Raw genomic sequence first — 25,080 nt, 5'->3', positions numbered from 1 at the left:
CCAAATTTCCCAAAGCATTAGGTGTCCATTAGCATCGAGAGTCTTTCATCGCATATTGGAGCCAGGGCATGGCAGGTCCCGAGTACACGGACGTCGAGAAGCCCTTTATCGATCAACTGGTGGATCAGGGCTGGGAGTTTCTGGCCGGATCATTAGACGACCCCACCATTACCCACCGCGACCGCTTTTCCCAGGTAGTGATGGAGCCGCTATTACGCGAACGACTGCGCCGGCTCAATCTCCGTGATGGCAAGCCTTGGCTCGATGAGACGCGCCTGGACCAGGCGGTGGCGGCCATCACCCGGCTTCCGGCCAGCAAGACCCTTGAGGCCAACAAGCAGGCCACCGAACTACTGTTGAATGGCCTGCCCGTCGAGGGGCTCGAGGGTTGGGACGGCGGCCGCGGCCAGACGCTGCGCTACATCGATTGGGATGTCCCCTCGAACAACATCTTCACGGTAGTCAACCAGTTCAAGGTGAAGTGCCCGCCAGGCCACGACTCGGCCAAGGGGCACGTGATCCCGGACCTCGTGCTGTTCGTCAACGGCATTCCACTGGTGGTGGTGGAGTGCAAGAGCCGCACCGTGCCGGAGGGCCTCAGCGAAGCGGTGGACCAACTGCGCCGTTACCACGACCAGCGCTTCCTGGAGAACGAGGTCGAGGAGCACGAGGGCGCGCCAGCGTTATTCGCCACCAGCCAGTTCCTGGTCGCCAGCAACTTCGATGAGGCGCGAGTGGGCACCATCGGCACCCGCTTCGCCCACTACCTGAGCTGGAAGACGGTGGCGCCCCAGCGCGAGGCGGAGGTGGCCATCGACCTCGGCGTGGCCGATCTCTCCGCCCAGCAGCGGCTGATCGCCGGCATGCTCACCCGGGCCAACCTGCTCGACATCGTGCGCCACTACACCCTGTTCATGACTATCGGCGGCCAGGAGATCAAGCTGGTGTGCCGCTATCAGCAGTTCCGTGGTGTGACCCGAGCCGTCGAACGTCTAAAGAGCGGCAAGACGCGCCGCGAGGACGGCGAGGCCGACCGACGCGGCGGCATCGTCTGGCACACTCAGGGCAGCGGCAAGAGTCTCTCCATGGTGTTCCTGGTGCGCAAGCTGCGCACCGACCCGGCGCTGCGCCGCTTCAAGGTGGTGGTGATCACCGACCGCAAGGACCTGCAGGCCCAGCTGTCCGCCACCGCTGAGCTTACCGGAGAGAGAGTCGAGAAAGCCGGTAACACCACTCAGCTCAAGAAGCTGCTGGCCCGCGATGGCCCCGGCCTGGTGTTCGGCACCATCCAGAAGTACCGCGACCCGGATACCGAAGAAGAGGCCCGCGACGACTACGCCAGTACGTCACCGAGCTTGGACACCGGCCGTCGCGATGCCGCCGAACCGGATGTTTCCACGGGCGATAACGCACCGAAGAAGCCGACCCTCAGCGAGCCCTTCGAGGTGCTCAACACCAGCGAGGACATCCTGATCCTGGTGGACGAGGCCCACCGCACCCAGGCCGGCGACCTGCATGCCAACATGATGCGCGCCCTGCCCAACGCCGCCCGTATCGGATTCACCGGCACGCCCATCATCATGGGCGACAAGAAGCGCACCCACGACATCTTCGGCGAGTACATCGACCGCTACACCATCAAGGAGGCGGAGCAGGATGGCGCCACGGTGCCGATTCTCTACGAGGGGCGCACCGCCAAGGGGGCGATCAAGGACGGCGCCAGCCTCGACGGCCTGTTCGAGGACCTGTTCCGCGATCACAGCAAGGAAGAGCTGGAGGCGATCAAGAAGAAGTACGCCACCAAGGGGCAGATCTTCGAGGCGCCACAGCTGATCCAGGAGAAGGCCCAGGACATCCTGCGCCACTACGTCACCCATATCCTCCCCAACGGCTACAAGGCCCAGTTGGTGGCCTACAGCCGCCGTGCGGCGCTGCGCTACTTCGAGGCCCTCGAGCAGGCCAAGGCCGAACTGCTGGAGGAGGCCATGGCACTCTCCCCCGAGGACAAGGCGCTGGACGATGGCCAGCTGCTCCTGCGCCCACCCCGGGTCAAGGCGGCGATCCAGGCCTGGCGCTATCGCAAGGTGCTGTGCGAGCTGGAGTTCGCGGTGGTGTTCAGCGGCGGCAACAACGACGATTCCGCCTGGGCCAGGTGGAGCGACCGCGCCGCCGTCGAGAATCACATCAGGCGCTTCAAGAAGCCGCTGCGGCCGCTCTCCGGCGAGGCGCCCAAGGATCCCGCCAAGCACGATCCGCTGGCCTTCCTGATCGTCAAGAGCATGCTGCTGACCGGCTTCGACGCTCCCATCGAGGGGGTGATGTACCTGGACCGTTCGCTGCGCGAGGCGGAGCTGCTGCAGGCCATCGCCCGGGTCAACCGCACCGGCCACGGGAAGACCCACGGCATCGTGGTGGACTACTTCGGCGTGGCCAACCACCTCAAGGAGGCCCTGGCCGCCTACAGTGAGGAGGATATCGAGGGCGCGTTGCAGAGCCTCAAGGACGAGATACCGCTGCTGCGCGATCGCCACCTGCGGGTCATCGACGTGCTGCGTGCTCAGGGCGTGGACGACCTGGACGATGCCGAGGAGGCGGTGCAAGCGCTCGGTGATGAGCGGGTGCGCGCCGAGTTCATGGTCAAGCTCAAGGAGTTCAATCGTGGCCTGGACGACGTGCTGCCGCGGCCCGAGGGACTGGAGTTCGTCAACGACGCCAAGCGCCTTGCCTATATCCATGCCTTGGCGCGCAACCGCTACAAGGACACCCCGGAGCTCGGGCGCGATACCGGCAACAAGGTGCGCAAGCTGATCGACGACTATGTAATCTCGCTCGGCATCGACCCGCGCATCCCGCCGGTTCAGCTCACCGATGCCGAGTTCGATGAGCACGTCGGCCGCCAGGCAGGCGACCGGGCCAAGGCCTCGGAGATGGAGCACGCGGTGCGCTCCCACGTGCGCAAGCACCTGGATGAAGATCCGGTTAAGTACAGCCGCCTGAGTGAGCGCCTGGAGGAGCTGCTCGACCAGCTCGATGGCCAGTGGGCCGAGCAGGTGGAAGCGCTCAGGACGCTGATCCAGCAACTGCGTGACGGGGCTAGAGACCCGGGCGAGGGAATTCCCGAGATGCCCGCCCATGCCGAGCCCTTCTGGCGTGAGCTGGTGGCCAGCGCCGGCCTGGAACCAGAGAGCATGGACCCGGCCACCGCCCAATCGCTGCTCGATGCCACCGAAGAGGTCGTAGCAACGATCCAGCCGGAGATCGCCATTCCCGACTTCTGGAAGCCTTCTCACATCCCGGATCAGGAGCGCCTCAAGCAGCACCTGTTCAGCCAGCTGATGATGGGCAGCCTGGTGCCGATGGACCAGGCCGAGGCCACCGCCGAGCGGCTCTTCGAGTTGGCGCGCAGCAACCACCATAAGCTGGTGAACGCATGACACAGCTGGACGTGGACGACCTCACCCTCGAGGTGCGCGAAAGCTCGCGTCGCAAGACGCTGGAGATCACCGTGGACCGCGACGGCGAACTGGTCATCGCCGCGCCCACGGGCACCGATGAACAGCTCCTGCGCAATTTCGTGCTCGAGAAGCGGCTGTGGATCTACCAGAAGCTGGCGCAGAAGGCCGAGCGCCGGCGCCAACTTCCGCGCAAGGAATACGTCAACGGCGAGGGCTTCCTGTATCTGGGACGCAGCTACCGACTCAAGCGAGTGGCCCCTGATATCCAGGGTGTTCCGCTCAAGCTGGCCGCCGGGCGCTTCCAGCTACGCGAAGACGCCCTGCCCGATGCTCGTGAACACTTTGTCCATTGGTACAGCGCCCGCGCCGGAGACTGGCTCGCCGCCAAGGTGAGGGAGCATGCCCGACGCATGGGGTTGGAGGCCGCTGGCGTGAAGGTCCAGGACCTTGGCTATCGCTGGGGCTCCTGCGGTAAAGCCAACCGGGTCTACTTCCACTGGAAGACCATCCTGCTGCCCCGGCACATCGCCGAGTACGTGGTCGTTCACGAACTCGTCCACCTGTACGAGCCCCACCACACCCCCGCCTTCTGGCGCCGCCTGGAGCGCGCCATGCCGGACTATGAACAGCGCAAGGCCTGGCTTGCTCGGCATGGGATCGAGGTGGAGGGGCTTTAAACTTACTCCTCTGAACCCTGAGTCGCCCCGGGTGTTCTAGACACCCGTCACCCTCGCTTCGATCACCGCATTACCTACAGACACGAGGCATTGCGATGAAGGATAGCGATAGCCATTGCCCTCAGAACATCTTCCCGGGCAACCACAGAGTCAGCATAGGAAGCGCTGCCAGCAGCACGAGCCGCACCACATCCGCCAGGATGAACGGCAGGATCCCGCGGATGACCATGCGCTGAGTCAGATGGGGCTGGGTTGCCTGGACCACGAACAGGTTCATGCCGATGGGCGGGGTGATCAGGCCGATCTCGGCCACCGTCACCACGAGCACGCCGAACCACACCATGTCGAAATCCAGCGAGGCCGCGACCGGCGCCAGGAACGGCACGGTCAGCAGGATCATCGACATGGCGTCCATGAAGCAGCCCAGGATGATGTAGAACAGCATGATCAGGACCAGCACCATGGCCGGCGACAGTCCGCTGGCCTCGATGCCGCCGATCAGCGCGCTGGGCAGCCCGGTGGTTTCCAGGAAATAGTTGAACAGCGACGCGCCGATCAGGATGAAGAAGATCATCCCCGTCAGGCCCGCGGTTTCCCGCACCGCGCCCCACAGCGCCTGGCGATCGAGCTCACCGGAAAGCAGCGCCAGGCCGAAGGCGCCGACAGCCCCCACCGCGGCGGCCTCGGTGGGCGAGAACCAGCCCAGATAGATGCCCCCGATCACCAGCGCGAAGAGCAATAGCACCCCCCAGACCCGACGCAGCGTGGCCAGCCGAGTGCCCCACCCGGCCCTGGGCGTGGAAGGCGCCAGATGCGGGGCCATGCGTACCCGCACGATAATCGCCAATCCATAGAGCACCGCCCCGATGATCCCGGGCAGGATGGCACCGATGAACAACTGGCCGATCGAGGTCTGGGTGAGGATGCCGTAGATCACCAGCAGGATGGAGGGCGGGATCAAGACCCCCAGCGTGCCGCCCGCGGCGATGGAAGCGGACGACAGCGAGCCGTCATAGCCGCGCTTCTCCATCTCGGGGATCGCCACGCGCCCCATCGTCGCGACCGTGGCCAGGGACGACCCGCAGATGGCGCCGAAGATGGCACAGGCACCGACGCCGGTCACGGCGAGCCCGCCACGCACATGACCCAGAAAGCTGTTGACCATGTCGAACAGCGAACGTGACAGCCCGGCGCGCGCCGCAAAGACGCCCATCATCACGAACAGCGGCACGACACTCAGCGAGTACGGGAAGATCGCCTCGAAGGGTGACGAGCCGAGGATGAACCCGGCCCCCATGAGTCCGTTCAGCCACCAGAAACCACCGACCCCCACCAGCGCCATGGCCACCGCGACCGGGAAGCCAAAGGCAATCAACACCAGCGTCAGGCCAAAACCGGCCAGACCGAGCATCGCGCCACTCATGAGGCGACCTCCGTGGAAGCCGTCGGCTGCAGGGACGGCAGCAGGCCGAGTCCGGTCCCGACGATGGAGAGGCCGACGCCAAACAGCAGCGGCACCCAGTAGTAGAAGATCGGGATGCCCAGTTGCTGCGAACGATCACCGAACATGACCTGCTGCTGGAAGGTGGCGTAACAGAAGTACAGCATCATCCCCAGCAGCGCCATGGCGGCCAGCCCGGCGACGCCCCGCATCACGCGCGTCAGCTGACGGGGCAGCGACTCGACAAGTAGATCCACCCCCACATGGGCCCCGGTCATGAAGGCGTAGGGAATGACCAGCCAGGCCCCGCCCAGCACGAACAACTGGACCAGATCGACCACCCCGGGCACGGGATAGCCGAGCTGGCGGCCGATGATGTCGGCCACCGTCAGCAGCGCGGCCGCCGCATACGCCGCGACCCCGATCACGGCGACCAGCGTCACCAGGGAGCGCAAGGCGGTTATCACATATCGCATAAATAGGGTCACCCTAAAGACGGCGGGCCGTCACCCTGGCGGGTGCCGGCCCACGCAAGGAGGCTCAGGAGGCGTCGTCTTGCTGCTTCTCGGCGAGCAGCTCGCGCATGCGTTCGTAGATCTCGCGCGCGTTGTCGACCCCGTGATCGGCGACCTCCTGGATATAGGCCTCGGTGGTGGGCTTCAGTGCCTCGCGCCAGCGCTCACGCTCGGCATCCGTCAGGTGGGTGATGACATCGCCGGAGGCCACGGCTTCCTCGCGGCCGGCGGCGTCCCACTTGTCCCACCAGTCACCGAACTTGGCCTCCAGCGAGGCCCCCGACGCTTCGTCGATGCACGCCTGGACGTTCTCGGGCAGCGAGTCGTACTTGCGCTGGTTCATCACGAAGAAGAACGGGACCGTATAGGCGCCGGCGTCCAGGTGATAGTTGAGCACCTCGTTCAAGCCGAACGACTTCACCGGGTCCCAGGGGAACACGGTCCCGTCGATCACGTGCTTCTGAATGTTCTCGTAGACCTCGCCCGGCGGCAGGCCCTGCGGGGTGGCGCCCAGCGCCGTCAGCATCTGCGAGACGGCGGGACTGGGAGTGCGCAGGCGCAGCCCCTGCATGTCCTCCATGGTTTCCACCTTCTTGTCCGCCGTATGAATGAGCCCACCGTTATGGGCGAACAAGGCGAGCACCTTGAGGCCGCGATATTCGGGGGCCAGATACTCGGGATACATCGCCCACAGCGTCTCGCTGGCGGCCCCGGCATCGCGCGTCATGAACGGCAATTCGATCAACGAGGTGCGCGGGAAGCGCCCGCGGGGGATCCCCTGGAGGCCGAGTGCGATATCCACGACGCCGGCCAGCACCTGCTCCTGCTGCTTGGCGACATTGCCCAGCTGCGTTCCGCCCGGATAGATATCGAACTGGACCTCACCGTTGGTGCACTTTGTGACCTGCTCGGTCCAGGGCACGATGAAATCGGTATGGATGCCATGCACGGGGGGCAGGTAATGGCTGACCTTGAGCGTGGTCTGGGCGGAGGCGGCTTGCGACATCAGCAGCGTCGCACCGATGGCAAGCGAGGCGAAGGTAAGCGTCTTGTTGTTCACAGGGTGCTCCTGATTGCTCCGCAGGCGCGGAGATGGGGTTGGTATTGTTGTTTGGCCGTCAGGGGCCGGGAGAAAGACGTTATCGACCGGCTAGAGTCCCAGCACGAGCTTGCCGCGCTTCGCACGGGAGCAGCAGGTCATCATGCGCCGGTTGGCGGTTCGCTCGTCGGCGCTCAGAACCTTGTCACGGTGATCCACGTCGCCCGCCATGACGGCTACCTCGCAGGTGCCGCACAGCCCCTCTTCACAGTCGCTGGGCACGTCGACACCGACCGCGCGCAGCGCCTGCAGCACGGTCTGGTCGGCGGCTACGGGCACGGTCAGTTCGGAGTCGCTGAGTTCCACCTCGAAGGCCTGCTCCTGGCGGGGATCGAGGATCGCGTGACTCGCGCTGAAGTGCTCGACATGGATGGCGTCCGAAGCGTCCCGGGTGAGCTCCGCCAGCGCATCGAGCAGACGCGCCGGGCCACAGGCATAGACCTGGGCCTCGCCACGTCCGCCCACGACGGCCGGTAGATCGAGACGCCGCCCCTCGTCTGCCGGATACAGGCACAGCCGATCGCCATGGTCCCGCTTCAGTCGCGCCAGCAAGGGCATGGAGCCCCGGGAACGCCCCCCGTAGTGGATGGTGTAACGCTTGCCAAGCCGCTTGAGTCGATCCGCCATGGCGATGATCGGGGTGATGCCGATGCCACCGGCGATCAGCAGGTAGTCGTCGGCAGTCTCGTCCAGCCGGAAATGGTTGCGCGGGCCCCGCAGACGTACCCGGGTCTGCGGCTTGACCGTGTCATGGATGTAGCGGGAGCCGCCCCGCCCCGGCGCTTCCCGGCGGATGGCGACCTCCAGGCGATACTCGTCGTCCGGGTCGCCGCACAGGGAATACTTGCGCGTGACGTCGCCCACGGCCAGGTCAATGTGTGAGCCGGGCGTCCAGCGCGGCAGTGGTCGCCCGCGCGGATCTTCCAGCACCAGGCGGATGACGTCGGGCGTCTCGTGGATGACCTGAGTCACCACGGCCTCCCGCTCGGCATCGCGCCGGGAGGGCGCGCCCAGCGGGAAATCACGCCCCTGCTCCCGTAGCGAGCCGTCGCGGCGTTCGGGGTTCCGGGTCGGGTTCCAGCGTACCCACAGATGCTCCGGGCCACGGAACGAGGTGTTGGGCACGAAGGTGAATGTCTGGTCGGGAACCAGGGTCATGTGCGGCAGGCGGCGCGTGAATTCTTCGAGAAAGATCCGCATCTCCAGGCGAGCGAGATTCTTGCCCATGCACTGGTGGCTGCCGTAACCGAAGGTCAGATGATCGGTGGTGTTGTCCCGATAGATGTCCAGCTCATCGGGATTCTCGAAGTGCCGGCCGTCATGGTTGGCCGAAGCACTGACGATCAACAGCTTCGCCCCCTCGGGGATCGCCACGTCGCCGATCCGTGTATCGGTCGTGGCGATACGCCGCCAGGCGGCCACCGACCCCGACAGACGCAGGCACTCCTCGACGGCATTGGGAATCAGGGACGGGTTGGCACACAGATCCTCCCAGACCGCGCGGTTTTCCAGCAGCAGGCGCAGCATGTTGGCGGTGGCGTGTGCCGTGGTCTCGTGGGCGGCGACGATGCCGGCCATCATCATCGAATGCAGGTAGGAGTCGGTGACCACCTCCGGCAGTTCCTGCTGGCGACGAATGGCGTATTTCATCCAGCCATGGCCGGCAGGGTCCTGCCGCATCTTCTCCAGCACCTGGCCGGCATACTGCCAGAACTTGCCCACCGCCTCGGCGACGGCGACCTGCTCGTCCGGCGAGGGCCGGCCCCAGGTGTTCACGGTGTGGGCGATGGAGTACTCGCGAAGCGTGTCCATGTCTTCCTCGGGCACGCCGAGAAAGTGCAGCGCCACGGTCAGCGGGATCTCCCAGAGCATCTCATCGACCAGATCCGCCTCGCCCTTGTCGACCAGCCGATCCAGATACTCGCGCGTCAGGCGCCGCACCATGGGTTCGTGATGGGCCAGCTCCTCCAGCTCGAACGACTTCATCAGGGCGCGGCGGCGCTCCATGTGGGCCGGTTCGTCCTCGTTGACCAGCGTGCGGTTCATGGCATAGCCGTAGCGCTGGAGCGTGTCCTGCGCAGCCTGGGTGGTCGGCGTGATCTTCTCCAGGGCAATGGACGGCGAGAACGTTCGGTTGTCGCGGAAGATGGCCTTCACATCGGCGTAACGGCTGACCACCCAGTAGCCGAGTTTGGGGCTGTAGAAGACCGGCTCCTGATCGCGGGACCAGCGCAGCGCCTCCGCCGGATCCAGCTGATAGTCGCTTTCGAAGGGATCGAACGATGCCGCCTGCGGCGATACCGGGCAGCCGTTCGGCGCCACATCGGAGGCATGAGAGGCGGCGTCGCGAAAAGGACAACGTCCTTCGTCGGCACGCGGCGAGGTCCGAGGCGTGAGCATGGCGGGTCTCGTTATTTACTTTTATTGAAAAGACTTGTTCTGTGAACGAACATAGGTAAGCCCTTGACCGGGGTCAAGGGGCGGACAGGTGATACCCTGGGCTCTCTAGCCCAAAGTCTAAGTTGCAGTTTCTGAACGGCGAGCCACGCACGATGAGTCAATTGCAAACCCTCGATCGGGGGCTCCAGGCCCTCAAGATCATCGCCCGCCACCCAAGCGGCCTGAGCATTGCCGAGTTGGCAGAGGCGCTGGGGATCAACCGGGCGATCGTCTATCGCATCGTGGCGACGCTGGAGGCGAACGCCCTCGCCTATCGCCGGGAGGACGGGGCCATCTGCCTGGGGGGTGGGGTCCTCGGCCTCGCCGCGCAATTCGAGCCGCAACTACGCAGCGTGGCCGAGCCCTTGCTGCGTCGCCTCGCCCGCGAGACGAACGCCACCGCCTACCTGTCGGCCGCCCAAGGCGATGAGTGCGTGGCCTTGATGGTGGCCGAGCCCGAAGAGGCGTTGCTCCGGGTCGGCTACCGGGTGGGAAGCCGACATCCCCTGACCCTCGGTGCGGCCGGCATTGCCATCCTCTCGGCACGCCCCGAAACTGAATCGGACAGCGACGCGGTACGCGACGCTCGCCGCCTGGGCTACAGCATTACCCGCGGGCAGCTCCAGCGCGGCGCCGTGGGCGTGGCCTGTCCGCTGTGCGATCCGGCATCACGTTCGGGCTTCGAGGGCAGCGTGGGGGTCGTTGCGCTGGACGACCTGGATGCCGACACGGCGGCAAGCGCCGTCAAGGACTGTGTGGAGCGACTCAATACCCTGTTGTCATGACGCGATAGAGCAACAGACGTCGGGATAGGGGCCGGCCAACAAGTGACGTGAATCGCCCCCGGCCTCACCGACTCTCCCGCCTCCCTGCTTGCCGCCCGCCGTCATCCATTCGTGTGCTGACCAGCATCAAGGAAGCCCTGGCCTCGAATGCCATCCTTTATAGCTCCACACCGTTACACGATGGCTAGACAGGGGAGAAAAGGCATGTCCTGGAACGTATTCGTGATTGGTTACGACGCTCTGGGCAAGCGGCTGATGCCAATGCTCCGGCAGGCTGATGACTATGCTTTCCACCCTCTGCTGTCGGTCGATGAGGTCGTGCACACCGATGAGTACGACATCGATGGATTGGTGGATCGAGCACTGAACGAGCTGTCGCGCTTTCCGCACCAGGTAGATGCCATCATCAGCTACTGGGACTTTCCCACTAGCGTACTGCTCCCCTTGCTGCGCCGTCGTCTGGGGCTGCGCGGGCCGTCGCTCGAATCGATATTGCAGTGCGAGCACAAGTACTGGAGCCGAATCGAACAGAAACGTGTCGTACCCGACTGCGTTCCCACCTTTCAAGTGATTGATCCCTTCGATGAGAACCCCGTCAGGCAGGTGGTGCTGAATTACCCTTTCTGGCTCAAGCCCATCACGGCGCATTCTTCCCACCTCGGCTTTCGCATCGACGACGCCGCAACACTACGCAACGTCTTGCCGGTTATCCGCGCCGGTATTAGGCGCTATGGCAAGCCGCTCGCACAGAGCACTGCCCACGCGGAAATTCCGCGAGACGTCGCGACCGTGACCGGCCACCACTGCATTGCCGAAAGCCTGATCTCCATCGGCCGGCAATACACGCTGGAAGGCTATGTGCAGAACGGACGGGTACATGTCTATGGCGTCGTGGATTCGGTTCGCGACTCGCATCACCGGTCGGTGCTGTCGCGCTATGTCTACCCATCGAAGCTGCCAGGGTCAGTGCGGGAGCGGATGGTCGCGTGTACAAGACGCTTTGTCGAACACATCGGTTATGACGATGCCCCTTTCAACATCGAGTTCTTCCATGATCGGCGGCAGGACCGGATCTGGCTGCTGGAAATCAACTCCCGGCTTTCCCGATCCCATGCCGCGCTGTTTCAGCTGGTGGATGGCGCGCCGCATTTCCAGGTGATGATCGATGTAGCTCTGGGCCTGCCGCCGCGAATGCCGCGCGGACAGGGACGCTATCGGCTGGCGGCCAAACAGATGATTCGGGTGTTCCACGAAGGGCGGGTAAGCCGCGTGCCGACGCGCGACGAATCGCAGCAGGTCGAGGCGTGTTTCCCGGGGGCTATCTTCGAGAGCAACGTGCATGAAGGCATGTCGCTGTCACGCCTGCGACACCAGGACTCCTTTTCCTACGAGCTAGGGGTAGTGTTTCTCGGCGCCAATAGCGAGTCGGCGCTGCGCAACCGCTTGCGACGCTGCCAGGACATGCTGCCCTACGAGGTGCAGCGCAGGCCAAACCGGGCGGCTGAGCGCAACACAGGGGCCGAGCAGGAATGAGCGCGATGGATATCGGTCGCCGGCAGGCGCTGTCATGAAGGTCGTCACGGCATTCCCGCATGGGGTGGAGCGGCGTGCCCTCGTCTGGATTCCCCTGCGTTCCCCTGCGCGATGGAACTCGGCTCAATGCGCGCCTCTGGCTTCCGGAAGATACCCACGAGTCTCCCGTGCCGGCGAGCCTGGAATATATCCCCTACCGGCTGCGTGACAGCACCGCCAGGCGGGACGCCATCCACCCTCATTATTTCGCCGGGCACGGCTATGCGTCGGTACGCGTGGGCCCGCGTGGCAGCGGCAACTCCGAGGGAATACTGCATGACGAATACCTGGAACAAGAACTTCTCGACGGCGAGGATGTACTCGTATGGATCGCCGCGCAGCCCTGATTCAATGGCATGACCGGCATTTCCTGGGGCGGCTTCAATGGCCGGCAGCTGGCCGCTGGCGCTCGAGGCCGTGGTCAGCGTCTGCTCCACCGATGATCGCTATGCCGATGATGTGCACTACATGGGGGGTGCCTGCTGGGTGACAACCTGTCCTAGGCGGCCACCATGTTTGCCTACAACTCCCTGCCGCCGGACCCTGCCGTGGTCGGCGAACGCTGGCGCGGCCGGCATTGCGATCCTCTCAGCATGCCCCGAATCCAACAGCGACGCGGCGGCAAACGTCGTTCAGGCCTGTGTGGAGCAACTCAATGCCCTGCTGGCGTGACGCCCTGCAGCTATAGCTATAGAGAGGCATTCCTTAGCGTTGCCCTCTTTTGGCTGTGAGCCCTCCGAGGCCTGCCTCGGAGCCGACAAGATCAGCAGCAGGACACACACCACGCCACAACATCACGTCAATGCCCCTTCCCGGAGCGGAACGCCCAGCCCGAGGCGGCGATCACCAGCGCAATGGCGATACCCAGCTCGAGGATCGGCCGCCCTGCGCCCAGCTTGACGGCGTTCTCCACGAACAGGATCACCAGCACGATGCCGGCCACCGTGACCAGCGAGTGCTTGAGCTCGGTGAAACTGGCCACCTGCAGAGGCCCGGGGCTTTCGAAGTCGGGGCGCAGGAACAGCCGATACATGCCGTGGGCCATGATCTGAAAACTTGCCGCGATCAGCAGCAGGTCCATCATCTTCAGCAGCCCCACGGCGCTTTCCTTGAGGGTATTGCCATCCCCGACGCCGCCTGAGGCCAGCGACCACAGCGTCTGCAGCAGGCTCAGGCAGGCCAGAGCGTAGAGCACGAAGGCCGCCAGGATGGCCAGCACCACCGTGACATGAATCATCTGTCGGCTGCGTCGCAACCAGCGCTCGATCATGGCGACCACCTCCGGTTATCAGGCTGTCCGGATGTTATGCCATCACCGTCGCGGATGCGCCACTCTCGACGACCCCGCGGCGAGCGCGTCACGCTCGAGCGGCGGGCCGGCGGATCTGCTGCACCTGAATCTTGAGATCCGGTCCGGCACTCTGAAACACGGCCACGTTGACCTCCCCTCGCGGGTTGACCCATTCCATCTGGTTGGAGCCGCTTTTCACCAGGCTATTGGCCTCGGCTGCCGTGGACGGCATTCCGCCATTGAGGGTGCGAATCACCGCCCATTCCGGCACCTTCCCCCGCAACGGACTACCCTGGGCCATGCGCAATATACGTAACCCGACATCCTGATCGTCGGCCAGAAGGTCGATATCCTTGATCGGCTTTCTGCCTCTCGATTTCCGAGAAAAGGCGTCGTCACTTTCGGCGTCATTCTCCTGCATGACCGTATCGAGATCCTCATTCAACTTAGAACAAAGAAAGGCAATCCCGATGAATGCCATCACGAAAAACGCCAGCATCACGGCCACGAATTCCCGCCGCGATAACGGCAGACCGGCGTAGACAGCAGGATTGAAGCGCATCACCACTGCCATGGCGCCGGGAATAAGCAACAGCGTAAAGCTCCAGCAGGCCACAACGGCTCGCTGCCGCACCTTGCGCGCCAGCATGGTGTTCCTCACTTTTCTTATATGGCATCTCTTATAGACGTCAGCGTGAGAAACAACAATTTCATCAACGTTTTATACTGTTTACTTGCGCATCCTTTTGTTAATTGCCGCACAAGGGAAGACGTCAGTCAGACATCCAGGTCTCGGAAGCCCGCCGGGCCCGCTCGGCGGCCGCCTTGCGCGCCCGATTGCGGCGGTAGAGACGCACCAGGGCGATGCTCAGTGCCGCCGTCAGCATCACCGCCAGGGTCACGCCCTGCCAGGGGCGCGCCGCATCGCCGAGCATGGTTTCCAGGGTGATGATGAGGATGAAACCCACGGCCTGACTGGCAATCGCCAGGGCGCGCAGGGTGTCGACTCGCTTTGCCATGGACACTCCGGGCGGCAGGACCGCCTCAAGCCAACGGAAATCAGGCTCCGGGCCACAGCCCGCAGGCGGCTCATTGTAGCCCGGCGTCACGCCGCTGGCGACGCACAGACGGGAACCCGCCTGTGCGTCGCATCTTCCTGCTCCCGCAGGACGAGTTTCCTGCTCTTTCCGAGGCCGCTTCACGCGCCCGCCTGACGGTCTTATTCACGGCGAAAATCGCGTTTCACGATGCATGTCGCTCTTCCATGCTTGTTTTGTATCCTTGTGTAACATAAGGAGGGTGTCATGGCGATTCGCAGCTTCAAGATCACGCCGGCCAACCTCGGCCCGGGCAGGCAGCTCAAGCAGCCCGACTACTGGCTGCTGCTGGAAACCACCGGCGGCAAGATCCGCGAGGTCGACCGCTACCCCACCTATACCCAAGCTCTTCAGGCCAATCGCGCCCTGAGCGAGCCCCGACTGCACTGACCTCGCCCTGCCCGTGGGGCCGCCACCGGCGACAGCATCCCGATGGCGGCCCGGCGCAGCGACGACGTCACACCAGATCGCGGGGAATCGTCTCGTCCCAGGTCTTGGCGAACACCCGGCTCTCGCCCTCGTAGGCGTCCAGGGTGGCACGCAGGCGGAAATGCTCGGCGTCCGAGGTCATCAGCGTGCGGGCCACGGTGTGCACCTGCCAGTCGCCGCGGGCGAAGCTGCGCCGCCATTCGGTCCAGCCGCTCAGGCTGTCGTAGTTGCCGTAGGCGTAGCTGTAGCGCTCGGTGACCCGCACCGCGAGCTCGAGGTCGATGTCGTCGAGGCGGTAGGTGCCTTCGTCGTTGATCACTTCCAGGGTGGTGCGGTCGTTGCCCAGGTCGCGGATCACCCGCCAGGCCTCCTGGCTGGGCTGGATCAGCGTGCGCGCCAGCGGCGGCGCCCCCTCGGGATCGGCGAAGGCGGGCAGCGCCGCCTCCTCGGCGGGTTGCGGCTCGCGACACGGCAGGACCAGCCGGCACTCGGCCGGATGCAGGGTCAGCTTGGCCGGGATCGGCGCCGGCCAGGCCAGCGGCCAGTAGCTGCTCGACAGCGACAGGCGGATCGCATGCCCCGCGGGGAACTGCTGGGCGATGTGCTTGAGCAGGACACGCACCTGGTATCGCCGACCCGGCTCCAGCGGCTCGGGAAACGCGTCGCTGTCGCGATGGGTCAGATTGAGCAGGCCGTAGGAGACCCGCGTCGCCTTGTCGTCCTCGCCGACGTCGATCAGGCGCAGCGCGACCATCGCCACCGGCTGATCGGCCTCCAGATCCAGCTCCACCACCGGCTGGCCGCAGATCTCCAGCGGCTGCTCGAGCGGCGCGGTCTGGAAGATCAGCGCACCGCCGTCCTCGTCGCGCTGGTCGTGGGGCAGGTCGGGCGGCGCATTGTAGGAGCACCACTTGCCGGCATACAGGCCCACGAACAGCGGCGAGCGGATCGTCAGCGGCATGTCGTCCAGATCGCTGTCGGCAGCGATCCGCGCCACCTCGGGCTCCAGGTCGTGGCCGCTGGTCAGCCGGAATGGCGTCGGCACGATCCGCGGCGACGGCCAGTCAGGTTCGGCGACCCAGCGTCCCGGGCGCACGTCGTAGCGCGCCGAGGGCGGCACCGATTCCTGCATCCACACGCGCAGCATGGGTTCGTCCATGATCCCGGTATCCTTGCCCTTCAGCCAGTGGTCCCACCAGCGCAGCGCCTCCTGGAGAAAGCCGATCGCCGGCCCGGGAACCCCCAGGTGCGGATACTTGTGCGCCCAGGGGCCGACCAGCCCCTTGCGCGGCACCGAGAGGCCGTCCAGCAGCCGGAAAACCGCATTGCAGTAGCCGTCGGCCCAGCCGCTGATGGCATAGACCGGGCAGCGAATGCGCGAGAAGTCCTCGCACACCGAGCCGTGCTTCCAGTAGTCGTCGCGGCGCTGGTGGGCCAGCCAGGTGGCCAGCCACAACCCGCTGCCCTCGAGACGTTCCATCCACATCTCGCGCCAGCGCTCGCCGACCAGCGCCGGATCCGGTGGGCAGGCGTTGGCGTCGAACATCGTCGAGGCCCAGGAGAGGTTGTCGCCCAGCAGGCAGCCGCCCATGTGGTGGACGTCGTCGGCATAGCGGTCGTCGGTCGAGCACAGGGTGATCACCGCCTTGAGCTCGGGTGGCTGCAGCGCGGCGATCTGCAGGCCGTTGAAGCCGCCCCAGGAGATGCCCACCATGCCGACATCGCCGGTGCACCAGGGCTGCGCGGCGATCCAGCGCAGCACCTCGAGGCCGTCGTCGAGTTCCTGCTGCAGGTATTCGTCGGTGAGCACGCCGTCCGACTCGCCGCTGCCGCGGATATCCACCCGCACCCCGGCGTAGCCGTGCCCGGCCCAGTAGGGATGGGTCTGGGCGTCACGGCTCGCGGTCAGGTCACGCTTGCGATAGGGCAGATACTCGAGGATCGCCGGCACCGGGTGACGCTCGGCATCGACCGGCCGCCACAGGCGCACCGCCAGCCGACACCCGTCGCTCAGGGTGATCCAGGTCTCCTCCTCGTGAACCCGGCGCGAATAGGTCTCGACGATGCGCATACGCTCCCCCTTCCCCGTGTGATTGTCGCCTCGGCATCAGCCGATGATGTCCTCGAACGCGAAGACCAGTTCCTCGGCCAGCCGGGCGTAGTTGGCCTCCAGCGCCTCGTCGCTGTCCGCGCCCATCCAGACCAGCGCCAGCGCATAGCTGTAGCTGTCCTGCTCGGGCAGCGCCGACAACCGCATGCCCGGGGTGACCTGAAGCTCGATGTGGGTGCCGGGGAAGCGCCGCTCCAGCGCCGCGATCGCCTCGGGATCGGGAACGCTCACGATCGTGGCGTCGACGAAGAACACCCGGTAGAAGAACTTGCCGGCCACCGCGTACTCGCCCTCGCGATGAGGCATGTCGGGACGCTGGCCCAGCGCCAGGTCGACGGTGACCTGCTGATGGCTGACACCGTCGACCTTCTCGAACAGGTCGCAGTGCGACTGCGAGATGCGGGTATTGATCTCCAGCAGCCAGATGCGGTTCTGGACCTCGTCCCAGAAGAACTCGATGTTGAAGGCCGCGTTGTCGTAGCCAATGTGGGCCATGATCGTGCGGGTGAGTTCCTCCATCCGGCTCTGGATGCGCGCCGGCAGTCGCGACGGATAGCGGTAGCAGAAGAAGCTCAGCACCTGCGGATAGCGGATCGAGTCGACGATGCCGTAGGGCACCACCTCGCCCTCGAAGACATAGCCTTCCACCGTGCACTGCCAGCCGCCGATGATCTCTTCGGCCATGCAGTGGCCGCCGTCCACGGCACGCACCGCCTCGGGCAGGCTGGCCTGCTCGAGGACGAAGTTGAACGGCTCGGAGATCAGGCCGATCTCGTCGCGCAGCCGCCCGGTCGCCATGATGAAGTCCTCGGGGCTGTCGATGCGAAAGCCCAGCCGCGAGCCCGACGACTTGATCGGCTTGACGAAGAACGGGAAGTAGAGCCCCGCCTGGCCGATCTTCGACAGCGCCTCGTCGTCGAAGGGATCGAAGGCGGTGAAGCGCGGAATGTAGTTGCCGATCACCTCGCGCTGGACCAGCCGGCTCCAGTACTTGTGCTCGCACTTGAGCAGGCTCTCGAGACTCGCCGTGCGCGTGCCGAAGCGTTCGCAGAGCAGCGGCAGCATGGTCGACACCGGAAAGTCCATATAGCCGACGATGGCGTCCACCGGGCCGTCGAAGTCGCGCAGCGTGGCCTCGGCGCGCGACAGCATGTCCTCGATCGGAAAGACCTCGGTGTCGTAGACCTCGGCGGGTTCGATGACGCCGTGAAAGCGATAGTCCTGCGCGCCGCGCAGCTGCTCGAGACGCGCGCGATTGAAGTCATTGAGTCCGACCACGAAGATGTTGCGCTGGCCCACGGCAGCCTCCCGGGCGGCCCGTCAGGCCCGCCACGCCGGCGAGGAGCTGATAAAGGAACGCGCCACGGCAGGCAGCGGCCGCCGGCCGACCGCATCCCGACGTGCAACGTTGAAATCACGTTGTGCTCTGAAACGTCGCTCTCAGGATAGTTGCTTTCGCCGCCGGCAGCGGGAAATGGCGCGCTAAACCGTCGCAGGTCGGGAGCAGCCCCCTGAATCCACGGAACATGACAAGCCGGGCCCCGCCCCGTAGGCTGGTCACGGTATCGCCGCCACCGCTGCACCCACGCCATGCGCCCGATCGCTCGAACCCCCCGTCGCCCATGAACGCCATCACTCTCGGCTCCTGGCTGATCCCCCTGCCGCGCCTCTACGCCGGGCTCATCGCCGGCGGCGTACTGATCGCCGCCACGCTGGTACTTCGCCTGCCGCGTCGACGCCGCGCCGTCTGGTTCGGCGGCGGCCTGATTCTCGCCCTGCTCGCCGCCCGGTTGGGCCATGCGGCCCTGCACCCCGAGGCCTCGCTCGCCGCCCCGCTGGATCTGCTCCGCCCCTGGCTGCCGGGCTACCAGCCGCTCGCCGGCTGGCTGGGCGCGGCGGCCTGGAGTGCGTGGGCCCTGCGCGACCGCCGACGCCCCCGGCTCGCCGCCCAGGGGCTGCTCGTGGCCGCCGCCCTTGCCTGGCTGGGCCTGACAATCTGGCAGCCACTCGCCCCGGCACCGGGCCTCGCCCGGCTGCCCGACCTGGCCCTCGACACTCTCGAAGGGCAGAGCGTCACCCTCGCGCCCGCCGACGACCGGCCGCTGATCGTCACCCTCGTCCAGACGCGCTGCCGGGCCTGCCGGCATACGCTGCCCCGCCTGGCGGCACTCGCCGCGCGGGGCGAGGCCCGGGTGGCGGTGATCGCCGAGGGCGACAGCCTGCTCGCCGTCGGCCGCTATCTCGACCGGCACGGCCTCTCCCTGCCCCGGGTGCTGCTCGACCCGCACGAAAAGTGGCTGGCGCTGAGCCACGCCCCCGGGCTACCCGCGACCCTGGTGTTCGATCGCCACGGCCGCCGGGTGGCGAGCCACGCCGGGGAGCCGACACGGGCGCTGCTCGACAGCTGGACCCGGCTCGCCCACCGCTGATCGGCGAGAAAGCGCGAGCGGCGCTTAAGCCGCCTGCCGCTTTGCGTTAGTATACGGCGCCCCATCGCCGGGCGGCCGGGACCGCAAGCCCGCCGGCCCGCAAGCCCCGATTTCTTCGAGCATTTAGGACACCATGAGCGACTTCATTCCCGGCCAGCGCTGGATCAGCGACGGCGAGGCCGAACTGGGCCTGGGTACCATCCTCAACGTCGATTTCCGCAGCGTCACCGTGCTCTTCGCCGCCAGCCAGGAAACCCGCACCTACAGCGCGCGTCAGGCACCGCTGACCCGCGTGGTCTTCGGCAGCGGCGATCACATCGAGTCCGCCGAGGGTGTCACCCTGACCGTCGACGACACCAAGGAAGTCGACGGCCTGGTGATCTATATCGGCTTCGACGCCGCCGGCGAGTGGCACGAGCTCTCCGAGGCCAAGCTCTCCGACCGCATGCAGTTCAACCAGGCCCGCGATCGCCTGCTCACCGGCCAGGTCGACCGCAACGACTGGTTCGACCTGCGCTTTCGCACTCTGCATCACCACCACCGCATCAGCCAGAACCCGGCGCTGGGCCTGGCGGGCCCCAAGATCGACCTGATTCCCCACCAGCTCTATATCGCCGACGAGGTCTCGCGGCGTCACGCGCCGCGCGTGCTGCTCGCCGACGAGGTGGGGCTGGGCAAGACCATCGAGGCCGGGCTGATCCTGCACCGCCTGCTGCTCACCGGGCGCGCCGAGCGGGCGCTGATCCTGGTCCCCGACAGCCTCACCCACCAGTGGCTGGTCGAGCTGCTGCGCCGCTTCGCCATCGAGGTCACCCTGCTCGACGAGCGCCAGAGCCAGGCCCATGGCGAGGCCAACCCCTTCGAGGCCGGCCAGCTGATCCTCGCCAGCCAGCAGTGGCTGTTCGCCAACCCGCATCGCCAGAGCCAGGCCGAGGCCTGCGCCTGGGACCTGCTGATCGTCGACGAGGCCCACCATCTGGACTGGACGCCGGAGGAGAGCGGCCCCGGCTACGCCTGCGTCGAGCGCCTGGCCGCCGTGGCGCCGGGGCTGCTGCTGCTCACCGCCACCCCCGAGCAGATGGGCCTGGAGAGCCACTTCGCCCGGCTGCGCCTGCTCGACCCCGACCGCTACCATGACCTCGAGCGCTTCCGCGCCGAGGAAGCCGGCTACGTGCGGGTCGCCGAGGCCATCGACGCCCTCGACGCCCTGCCCGGCGACGCAACGGCACTGGACACCGCCGCCACGGTCATCGACGACGCCGACAGCCGGGCGCTGCTCGACACCCTGGCCGACCCCGAGAGCGATAGCGCCCAGCGCGAGGCCGCACGGACCCAGCTGCGTGACCAGCTGCTCGACCGCCACGGCACCGGCCGGGTGATGTTCCGCAACAGCCGGCGCCATGTCGGCGGCTTCCCCGAACGGCGCCTGCACGTCACGCGCCTCGACCCGCCCTCGGCCTACCGCCGCGTGCTGCGCAAGCTCGCCCGCGACGAGGACTCTCTCGATGAACTGCTGATCGAGACCGGGCTCGATCACCCCGACGTGATGCTCTATCTGGACGCCACCTACCGGGCGCTGGACGACGACCCGCTCAACGGCGAGCCCTGGTGGCAGATCGACCCGCGCGTCACCTGGCTGCTCGAACAGCTCACCGAGATGGGCCGCGACAAGGCGCTGGTGATCGCCCACGACCGCCAGACCGCCATCGATCTGGCCGAGGCGCTGCGCGTGCTGGGCGGTGTCCACGCCCCGGTGTTCCACGAGGGGCTGACACTGGTCGAGCGCGACCGCGCCGCCGCCGACTTCGCCGACGCGGAGGACGGCAGCCAGCTGCTGATCTGCTCGGAGATCGGCTCGGAAGGACGCAACTTCCAGTTCTGCCGCCATCTGGTGATGTTCGACCTGCCCCAGCATCCCGACCAGCTCGAGCAGCGCATCGGCCGCCTGGACCGCATCGGCCAGCGCCACGCCATCGAGATCCACGTGCCGGTGTTCACCGACAGCCCCGGCGAGCGGCTGCTGCGCTGGTACCAGGAAGGCATGGACGCCTTCAGCGCGCCCCATGGCGTGGGCAGCGACCTGTTCGACGCCTTCGGTGATGATCTGGCCGAATCGCTACTCGACGACGACGCCCTCGCCGAGGTGGTCGACGAGACCCGCGCGCTGTTCGACGCCAAGCTGGCCGAACGCAACGCCGGACGCAACCGCCTGCTCGAGCTCAACGCCTGCCGCAACGAGCGCGCCGATGCCGTCGCCACGGCGATCCGCGAGCTCGACGCGGACCGCGCCCTGCCGCGCTACCTGGACCAGGCGCTGGACATCTTCGGTGTCGACAGCCAGGACCTGGGCGGCGAACTGCTGCACCTGCGCGCCGGCCCGCAGATGCTCGACGGCCTGCCGGGGCTGGTGAAGGGCGAGGAAGGCTTCACCGCCACCCGCTCCCGCGAGCGCGCCCTGGCCCGTGACGACGTCCAGCACCTCTCCTGGGAGCACCCGCTGACCCGCGAGATCATGGACCGCATTCTCACCGGCACCATGGGCAACACGGCACTGGCGCTGCTCGATCATCCCGCCATCCCGCCCGGCCGGGTGCTCACCGAGCTGGTCTTCTGCACCCACTGCCCGGCGCCCACGCACCTGCACGTGGACCGCTTCCTGCCGCCCACGGCGATCCGCGTGCTGCTCGACGAATCCGGCGCCAACCTGGCCGACAAGGTCTCGTTCACCGGACTGGCCAAGAACCTGCAGAAGGTCAAGAAGGCGGTGGCCCGCGACCTGATCAAGTCACGCCACGAGCAGCTCCGCGACCTGCTGACCCGCGGCGAGAGCGAGGCCGAGCGCGAGCTGCCGACCATCCTCGAGGCCGCCCAGAGCCGCATGCGCGAACGCCTCGACGGCGAGCTGACCCGCCTGCAGGCGCTGGCCCGCCACAACCCCTCGGTGCGTCAGGACGAACTCGATGCCCTGCGCGACGAGCGCGCGGCCCTCGACACCGCCATCGAGGGCGCGCGGCTGCGTCTCGACGCGGTGCGGGTGATCGTGACGGTGGACAAGGAAACTCGACGCTAACATCACGTCGTTGCGGGAGCGAGTTCATCCGCGACAGGCAAGCCCCGGGGCTCCGTCCTCGGGGATGAATCCCCTCCCACAAGCAGCCATCGAGACATCTTCCCTGTGGGCATTGTGGGAGCGACGTCAGTCGCGACGCTTGCCCCGCGAAAGGATCGCGGCGAGCGCGGCGTCCAGCGTCTCGTAGTCGAAGCGAAAGCCGGCATCGAGCAGCCGGCGCGGGCGCATGTCCGCGCCGGTAAGCAGCAGTCGCGCCATCTCGCCCAGCGCCAGCTCGAGCAGCCTGCCCGGCACCGGCAGCAGCGCCGGGCGATGCAGCCGCTGCGCCAGAGTGCGGGTGAACTCGGCGTTGGTGACCGGGTGCGGGGCCGAGGCGTTGAACGGCCCGTCAAGGTCGTCCCGCGCAAGCAGGAACTCGATGCTGCGCACGTGATCCTCGCGGTGGATCCACGGCATGAACTGGCGGCCATCGCCGAAGCGCCCCCCAAGGCCCAGCCGGAACGGCGGCAGCATCTTCGCCAGGGTGCCGCCGCCGGCATCCAGCACCAGCCCGGTGCGCAGCAGCGCCACCCGCACGCCGGCCGGCTCGGCCTCGCGGGCCGCCGCCTCCCACTCGGCACACAGCCGGTGGGCGAACTCGTCGTGGGGCGGCGTGTCCTCGTCCACCACCCGCTCGCCCTGAGCGCCGTAATAGCCCATCGCCGAGCCCGAGACCATCACCCGGGGCGGCGCGTCGGCCGTGTGGCACAGCGTCACCAGCTCGCGGGTGATGGCGACCCGGGAGTCGACCAGGCGGCACTTCTGTGCCGCGCTCCAGCGCTTGTCGGCGATCGGCTCGCCGGCCAGGTTGACGATCGCCTCGACGCCGATATCGCGGAAGTCGAGCACTCGGGAACGGATCGCGGTCGCCGGCGGCAGTACCCGGGCCGCCGCCTCGGGGTCACGGGATACCACCGACAGCGTGTGACCGGCCGCGGCCAGCCGCTCGGCGAGCCGACGTCCCACGAAGCCGGTCCCGCCGGTCATCAACACATGCATCGGGCCTCCTTGGCTTGGCTGAAGCCGAGTTATACAGACGTTGTACGCTTTGCTAGTCTAGTCGGCGCGGCGTGCCGGCGACTACCTGTTCGGCAGCCCTTTTCCGCCCCCGCACAGGAGAGCCTCGCATGACGGTCGCCCCGCTTGCCATCATCGGTGCCGGTATCGCCGGCCTGGCCTGCGCCCGCGTGCTCGTCGACCACGGTCGGGCCGTGCAGCTCTTCGACAAGGCCCGCGGCCCCGGCGGCCGCCTGGCCAACCGCCGCGTCGACGAAACCGTCTTCGACCTCGGCGCCCAGCACTTCACCGCACGCCACCCGGCGTTTCGCCAAGCCCTGAGCGCCTGGCGGGACGCCGGCCTCGTCGCACCCTGGCCGACTCGTCCGTGGCGGGTCACCGCCGACGGGTGGCAGCCGGCACCCGACGCCGAGCGCTTCACCGCGGTGCCGCGCATGAGCGCCCTGGCCCGGCACCTGGCCGAAGGGCTCGAGGTACACACCGGCCAGCGCATCATTGCCATTCGGTCCACACCCGAGGGCTGGTGGCTGGCGGCAGAGACCAACGCGCACCACGGCCCCTTCGCCGGCGTGGTGCTGGCCCTGCCGACGCCCCAGGCCGCCGTGCTGCTCGGCCCCATCGCCCCCGAACTGGCGGCGGCCTGCACGCAACGCCCGATGACGCCCTGCTGGGCCGCCTGCGTCCGGTTTTCCACGCGGCTGCCGACGCTCGAGGCTCCGGCACCGGACTGGCAGACCGCCGCCTTCCCGACGGGGCCGCTGCATCGCGTCATCCGCAATCACACCAAGCCCGGTCGCCACGCCCAGAGCGAGAGCCTGACTCTGCTCGCCGACGTCGCCTGGAGTATCGATCATCTGGAGGACGATCCCGACACGGTGGCCGCAGCCCTGCTCGCCGCCTTCGCCGCGCAGTATCCCGCGCCCCTGCCCGCCGCCGAGCTGCTCACGGCACATCGCTGGCGCTACGCCCAGCCGGTGACAGCGGACAGCGACGGGCCCGGCTACCGGTCGGGTGGCAACGGCCTGGCGCTGTGCGGCGACGCCTGGCGGGACGGACGCATCGAGGACGCCTGGCTGTCCGGCCACGCTCTGGGCCACCATCTGGCCACTCGACTCGCCGACAAGGAGAACCTGCATGCATGACGCCCTGATCCTGCTCGCCCACGGGTCCCGCGACCCGCGCTGGCGCGCGCCCTTCGACAACCTGAGCCAGTCCCTGGCCGAACGCCTCGAACGCCCGCTGCGCCTGGCCTACATGGAGCTCTGCGAGCCGTCGCTGGACAGCGTCGCCGCCGAGCTGGCCGCCGCCGGCTGCCGCCGCGCCGAGATTCTGCCGCTGTTCTTCGCCGCCGGCCGCCACCTGCGCGAGGACGTGCCCGGCCAGCTCGAGCGCCTGAGCGCCGAGCACCCCGACCTTGCACTAACGCTGCTGCCCCCGGTGGGCGAGCATTCCGCCTTCGTCGACGCCCTGGCGGCGATTATCGAGAGTCGCGCACACCCCACGGCGTCGCGATAGAATGGACGCGAAGACGATTTGTACAACGCGGTTGCCTTGTACAACTATCTCCCCCATTCTGTAGATGATAACGGCCCCCGGGAGGCGGGCCGTGTCGTTG

20 protein-coding genes are annotated in these 25,080 nt (G+C 66.9%); 10 read left to right on the top strand and 10 right to left on the bottom strand.

Annotated elements, in window-relative coordinates; all coding sequences use genetic code 11:
- Positions 1–68: 68 nt before the first annotated feature.
- Together ACTCB7_RS03880 and ACTCB7_RS03875 are read left to right on the top strand one after the other, a co-directional pair.
- Positions 69–3,434: a type I restriction endonuclease subunit R gene (locus tag ACTCB7_RS03880; protein WP_463005622.1), complete on the top strand. Its 3,366-nt coding sequence runs from the start codon at positions 69–71 to the stop codon at positions 3,432–3,434.
- Positions 3,431–4,132 carry a M48 family metallopeptidase gene (locus tag ACTCB7_RS03875; protein ID WP_463005621.1) on the top strand — a complete coding sequence of 234 codons (702 nt, stop codon included), beginning with the start codon at positions 3,431–3,433 and terminating at the stop codon, positions 4,130–4,132. The genes ACTCB7_RS03880 and ACTCB7_RS03875 overlap by 4 nt, the downstream gene beginning before the upstream one ends.
- A 121-nt stretch (positions 4,133–4,253) precedes the next feature.
- Here the strand turns inward: ACTCB7_RS03875 and ACTCB7_RS03870 are convergent, their stop codons facing one another.
- The 4 genes from ACTCB7_RS03870 to ACTCB7_RS03855 all read right to left on the bottom strand — a co-directional run bounded on the left by ACTCB7_RS03870 (position 4,254) and on the right by ACTCB7_RS03855 (position 9,587).
- The gene (locus ACTCB7_RS03870; protein WP_463005620.1) at positions 4,254–5,555 is read right to left on the bottom strand and encodes a TRAP transporter large permease; all 1,302 of its coding nucleotides are present in this window, start codon (positions 5,553–5,555) and stop codon (positions 4,254–4,256) included.
- A complete protein-coding gene (locus ACTCB7_RS03865; protein WP_463005619.1) occupies positions 5,552–6,049 on the bottom strand; it encodes a TRAP transporter small permease in 498 nt (165 codons plus the stop codon). Before ACTCB7_RS03865 ends, ACTCB7_RS03870 begins: the two co-directional genes overlap by 4 nt.
- Before the next feature lie 64 nt (positions 6,050–6,113).
- Positions 6,114–7,148, bottom strand: a complete 1,035-nt coding sequence (locus ACTCB7_RS03860; protein ID WP_463005618.1) for a TRAP transporter substrate-binding protein — start codon at positions 7,146–7,148, stop codon at positions 6,114–6,116.
- A 90-nt stretch (positions 7,149–7,238) separates the two neighbouring features.
- Positions 7,239–9,587, bottom strand: coding sequence for a cytochrome P450 (locus tag ACTCB7_RS03855; RefSeq protein ID WP_463005617.1), 2,349 nt, complete (start codon positions 9,585–9,587; stop codon positions 7,239–7,241).
- Between the two features lie 152 nt (positions 9,588–9,739).
- Between ACTCB7_RS03855 and ACTCB7_RS03850 the strand changes: the two genes are divergently transcribed.
- From ACTCB7_RS03850 to ACTCB7_RS03840, 3 genes are all read left to right on the top strand, one after another.
- Positions 9,740–10,411 carry an IclR family transcriptional regulator gene (locus ACTCB7_RS03850; RefSeq protein WP_463005616.1) on the top strand — a complete coding sequence of 224 codons (672 nt, stop codon included), beginning with the start codon at positions 9,740–9,742 and terminating at the stop codon, positions 10,409–10,411.
- Positions 10,412–10,615: 204 nt separating this feature from the next.
- On the top strand, positions 10,616–11,944 hold the full coding sequence (locus ACTCB7_RS03845) for an ATP-grasp domain-containing protein (protein WP_463005615.1): 1,329 nt from the start codon (positions 10,616–10,618) through the stop codon (positions 11,942–11,944).
- A gap of 167 nt (positions 11,945–12,111) precedes the next feature.
- Positions 12,112–12,330 (top strand): CocE/NonD family hydrolase, encoded by a 219-nt coding sequence (locus tag ACTCB7_RS03840; RefSeq protein WP_463005614.1) that lies wholly within the window; start codon positions 12,112–12,114, stop codon positions 12,328–12,330.
- 452 nt (positions 12,331–12,782) lie between these two features.
- Here the strand turns inward: ACTCB7_RS03840 and ACTCB7_RS03835 are convergent, their stop codons facing one another.
- From ACTCB7_RS03835 to ACTCB7_RS03825, 3 genes are all read right to left on the bottom strand, one after another.
- A complete protein-coding gene (locus ACTCB7_RS03835) occupies positions 12,783–13,253 on the bottom strand; it encodes a YqhA family protein (RefSeq protein ID WP_463005613.1) in 471 nt (156 codons plus the stop codon).
- An 88-nt stretch (positions 13,254–13,341) separates the two neighbouring features.
- Entirely contained in the window at positions 13,342–13,923 is a 582-nt protein-coding gene (locus ACTCB7_RS03830) for a hypothetical protein (RefSeq protein WP_463005612.1), read from the bottom strand.
- A gap of 124 nt (positions 13,924–14,047) precedes the next feature.
- A complete protein-coding gene (locus ACTCB7_RS03825) occupies positions 14,048–14,293 on the bottom strand; it encodes a hypothetical protein (protein WP_163650616.1) in 246 nt (81 codons plus the stop codon).
- 285 nt (positions 14,294–14,578) lie between these two features.
- Between ACTCB7_RS03825 and ACTCB7_RS03820 the strand changes: the two genes are divergently transcribed.
- Positions 14,579–14,761 (top strand): hypothetical protein, encoded by a 183-nt coding sequence (locus tag ACTCB7_RS03820; protein ID WP_463005611.1) that lies wholly within the window; start codon positions 14,579–14,581, stop codon positions 14,759–14,761.
- A gap of 67 nt (positions 14,762–14,828) precedes the next feature.
- Here ACTCB7_RS03820 and ACTCB7_RS03815 read toward each other — a convergent pair whose 3' ends face one another.
- Positions 14,829–16,871 (bottom strand): CocE/NonD family hydrolase, encoded by a 2,043-nt coding sequence (locus tag ACTCB7_RS03815; protein WP_463005610.1) that lies wholly within the window; start codon positions 16,869–16,871, stop codon positions 14,829–14,831.
- Positions 16,872–16,907: 36 nt separating this feature from the next.
- Positions 16,908–18,209, bottom strand: coding sequence for an ATP-grasp domain-containing protein (locus tag ACTCB7_RS03810; RefSeq protein WP_463005609.1), 1,302 nt, complete (start codon positions 18,207–18,209; stop codon positions 16,908–16,910).
- 323 nt (positions 18,210–18,532) lie between these two features.
- Here ACTCB7_RS03810 and ACTCB7_RS03805 point away from each other — a divergent pair, with 323 nt between their 5' ends.
- Complete coding sequence (locus ACTCB7_RS03805) at positions 18,533–19,339, top strand: TlpA family protein disulfide reductase (RefSeq protein ID WP_463005608.1); 807 nt, start codon at positions 18,533–18,535, stop codon at positions 19,337–19,339.
- A 133-nt stretch (positions 19,340–19,472) separates the two neighbouring features.
- On the top strand, positions 19,473–22,409 hold the full coding sequence (rapA, locus tag ACTCB7_RS03800; RefSeq protein WP_463005607.1) for an RNA polymerase-associated protein RapA: 2,937 nt from the start codon (positions 19,473–19,475) through the stop codon (positions 22,407–22,409).
- Between the two features lie 126 nt (positions 22,410–22,535).
- On the opposite strand, the gene ACTCB7_RS03795 is transcribed toward rapA, so the two are convergent.
- Positions 22,536–23,447, bottom strand: a complete 912-nt coding sequence (locus ACTCB7_RS03795; protein WP_463005606.1) for a TIGR01777 family oxidoreductase — start codon at positions 23,445–23,447, stop codon at positions 22,536–22,538.
- A gap of 128 nt (positions 23,448–23,575) precedes the next feature.
- Between ACTCB7_RS03795 and ACTCB7_RS03790 the strand changes: the two genes are divergently transcribed.
- Positions 23,576–24,607, top strand: coding sequence for an NAD(P)/FAD-dependent oxidoreductase (locus tag ACTCB7_RS03790; RefSeq protein WP_463005605.1), 1,032 nt, complete (start codon positions 23,576–23,578; stop codon positions 24,605–24,607).
- Positions 24,600–24,980, top strand: coding sequence for a sirohydrochlorin chelatase (locus ACTCB7_RS03785; protein ID WP_463005604.1), 381 nt, complete (start codon positions 24,600–24,602; stop codon positions 24,978–24,980). Before ACTCB7_RS03790 ends, ACTCB7_RS03785 begins: the two co-directional genes overlap by 8 nt.
- Positions 24,981–25,080: the final 100 nt, after the last annotated feature.

It is taken from the genome of Modicisalibacter sp. (assembly GCF_055145905.1).
The sequence above is the reverse complement of the archived record's forward strand: the minus strand, read 5'-3'. Positions and strand labels throughout refer to the sequence as shown.

Coding starts and splice junctions, on each gene's coding strand:
- ACTCB7_RS03880 (WP_463005622.1), top strand. CDS start 69: ATGGCAGGTCCCGAGTACACGGACGTCGAGAAGCCCTTTATCGATCAA.
- ACTCB7_RS03875 (WP_463005621.1), top strand. CDS start 3,431: ATGACACAGCTGGACGTGGACGACCTCACCCTCGAGGTGCGCGAAAGC.
- ACTCB7_RS03870 (WP_463005620.1), bottom strand. CDS start 5,555: ATGAGTGGCGCGATGCTCGGTCTGGCCGGTTTTGGCCTGACGCTGGTG.
- ACTCB7_RS03865 (WP_463005619.1), bottom strand. CDS start 6,049: ATGCGATATGTGATAACCGCCTTGCGCTCCCTGGTGACGCTGGTCGCC.
- ACTCB7_RS03855 (WP_463005617.1), bottom strand. CDS start 9,587: ATGCTCACGCCTCGGACCTCGCCGCGTGCCGACGAAGGACGTTGTCCT.
- ACTCB7_RS03850 (WP_463005616.1), top strand. CDS start 9,740: ATGAGTCAATTGCAAACCCTCGATCGGGGGCTCCAGGCCCTCAAGATC.
- ACTCB7_RS03845 (WP_463005615.1), top strand. CDS start 10,616: ATGTCCTGGAACGTATTCGTGATTGGTTACGACGCTCTGGGCAAGCGG.
- ACTCB7_RS03835 (WP_463005613.1), bottom strand. CDS start 13,253: ATGATCGAGCGCTGGTTGCGACGCAGCCGACAGATGATTCATGTCACG.
- ACTCB7_RS03830 (WP_463005612.1), bottom strand. CDS start 13,923: ATGCTGGCGCGCAAGGTGCGGCAGCGAGCCGTTGTGGCCTGCTGGAGC.
- ACTCB7_RS03825 (WP_163650616.1), bottom strand. CDS start 14,293: ATGGCAAAGCGAGTCGACACCCTGCGCGCCCTGGCGATTGCCAGTCAG.
- ACTCB7_RS03820 (WP_463005611.1), top strand. CDS start 14,579: ATGGCGATTCGCAGCTTCAAGATCACGCCGGCCAACCTCGGCCCGGGC.
- ACTCB7_RS03815 (WP_463005610.1), bottom strand. CDS start 16,871: ATGCGCATCGTCGAGACCTATTCGCGCCGGGTTCACGAGGAGGAGACC.
- ACTCB7_RS03805 (WP_463005608.1), top strand. CDS start 18,533: ATGAACGCCATCACTCTCGGCTCCTGGCTGATCCCCCTGCCGCGCCTC.
- rapA (WP_463005607.1), top strand. CDS start 19,473: ATGAGCGACTTCATTCCCGGCCAGCGCTGGATCAGCGACGGCGAGGCC.
- ACTCB7_RS03795 (WP_463005606.1), bottom strand. CDS start 23,447: ATGCATGTGTTGATGACCGGCGGGACCGGCTTCGTGGGACGTCGGCTC.
- ACTCB7_RS03790 (WP_463005605.1), top strand. CDS start 23,576: ATGACGGTCGCCCCGCTTGCCATCATCGGTGCCGGTATCGCCGGCCTG.
- ACTCB7_RS03785 (WP_463005604.1), top strand. CDS start 24,600: ATGCATGACGCCCTGATCCTGCTCGCCCACGGGTCCCGCGACCCGCGC.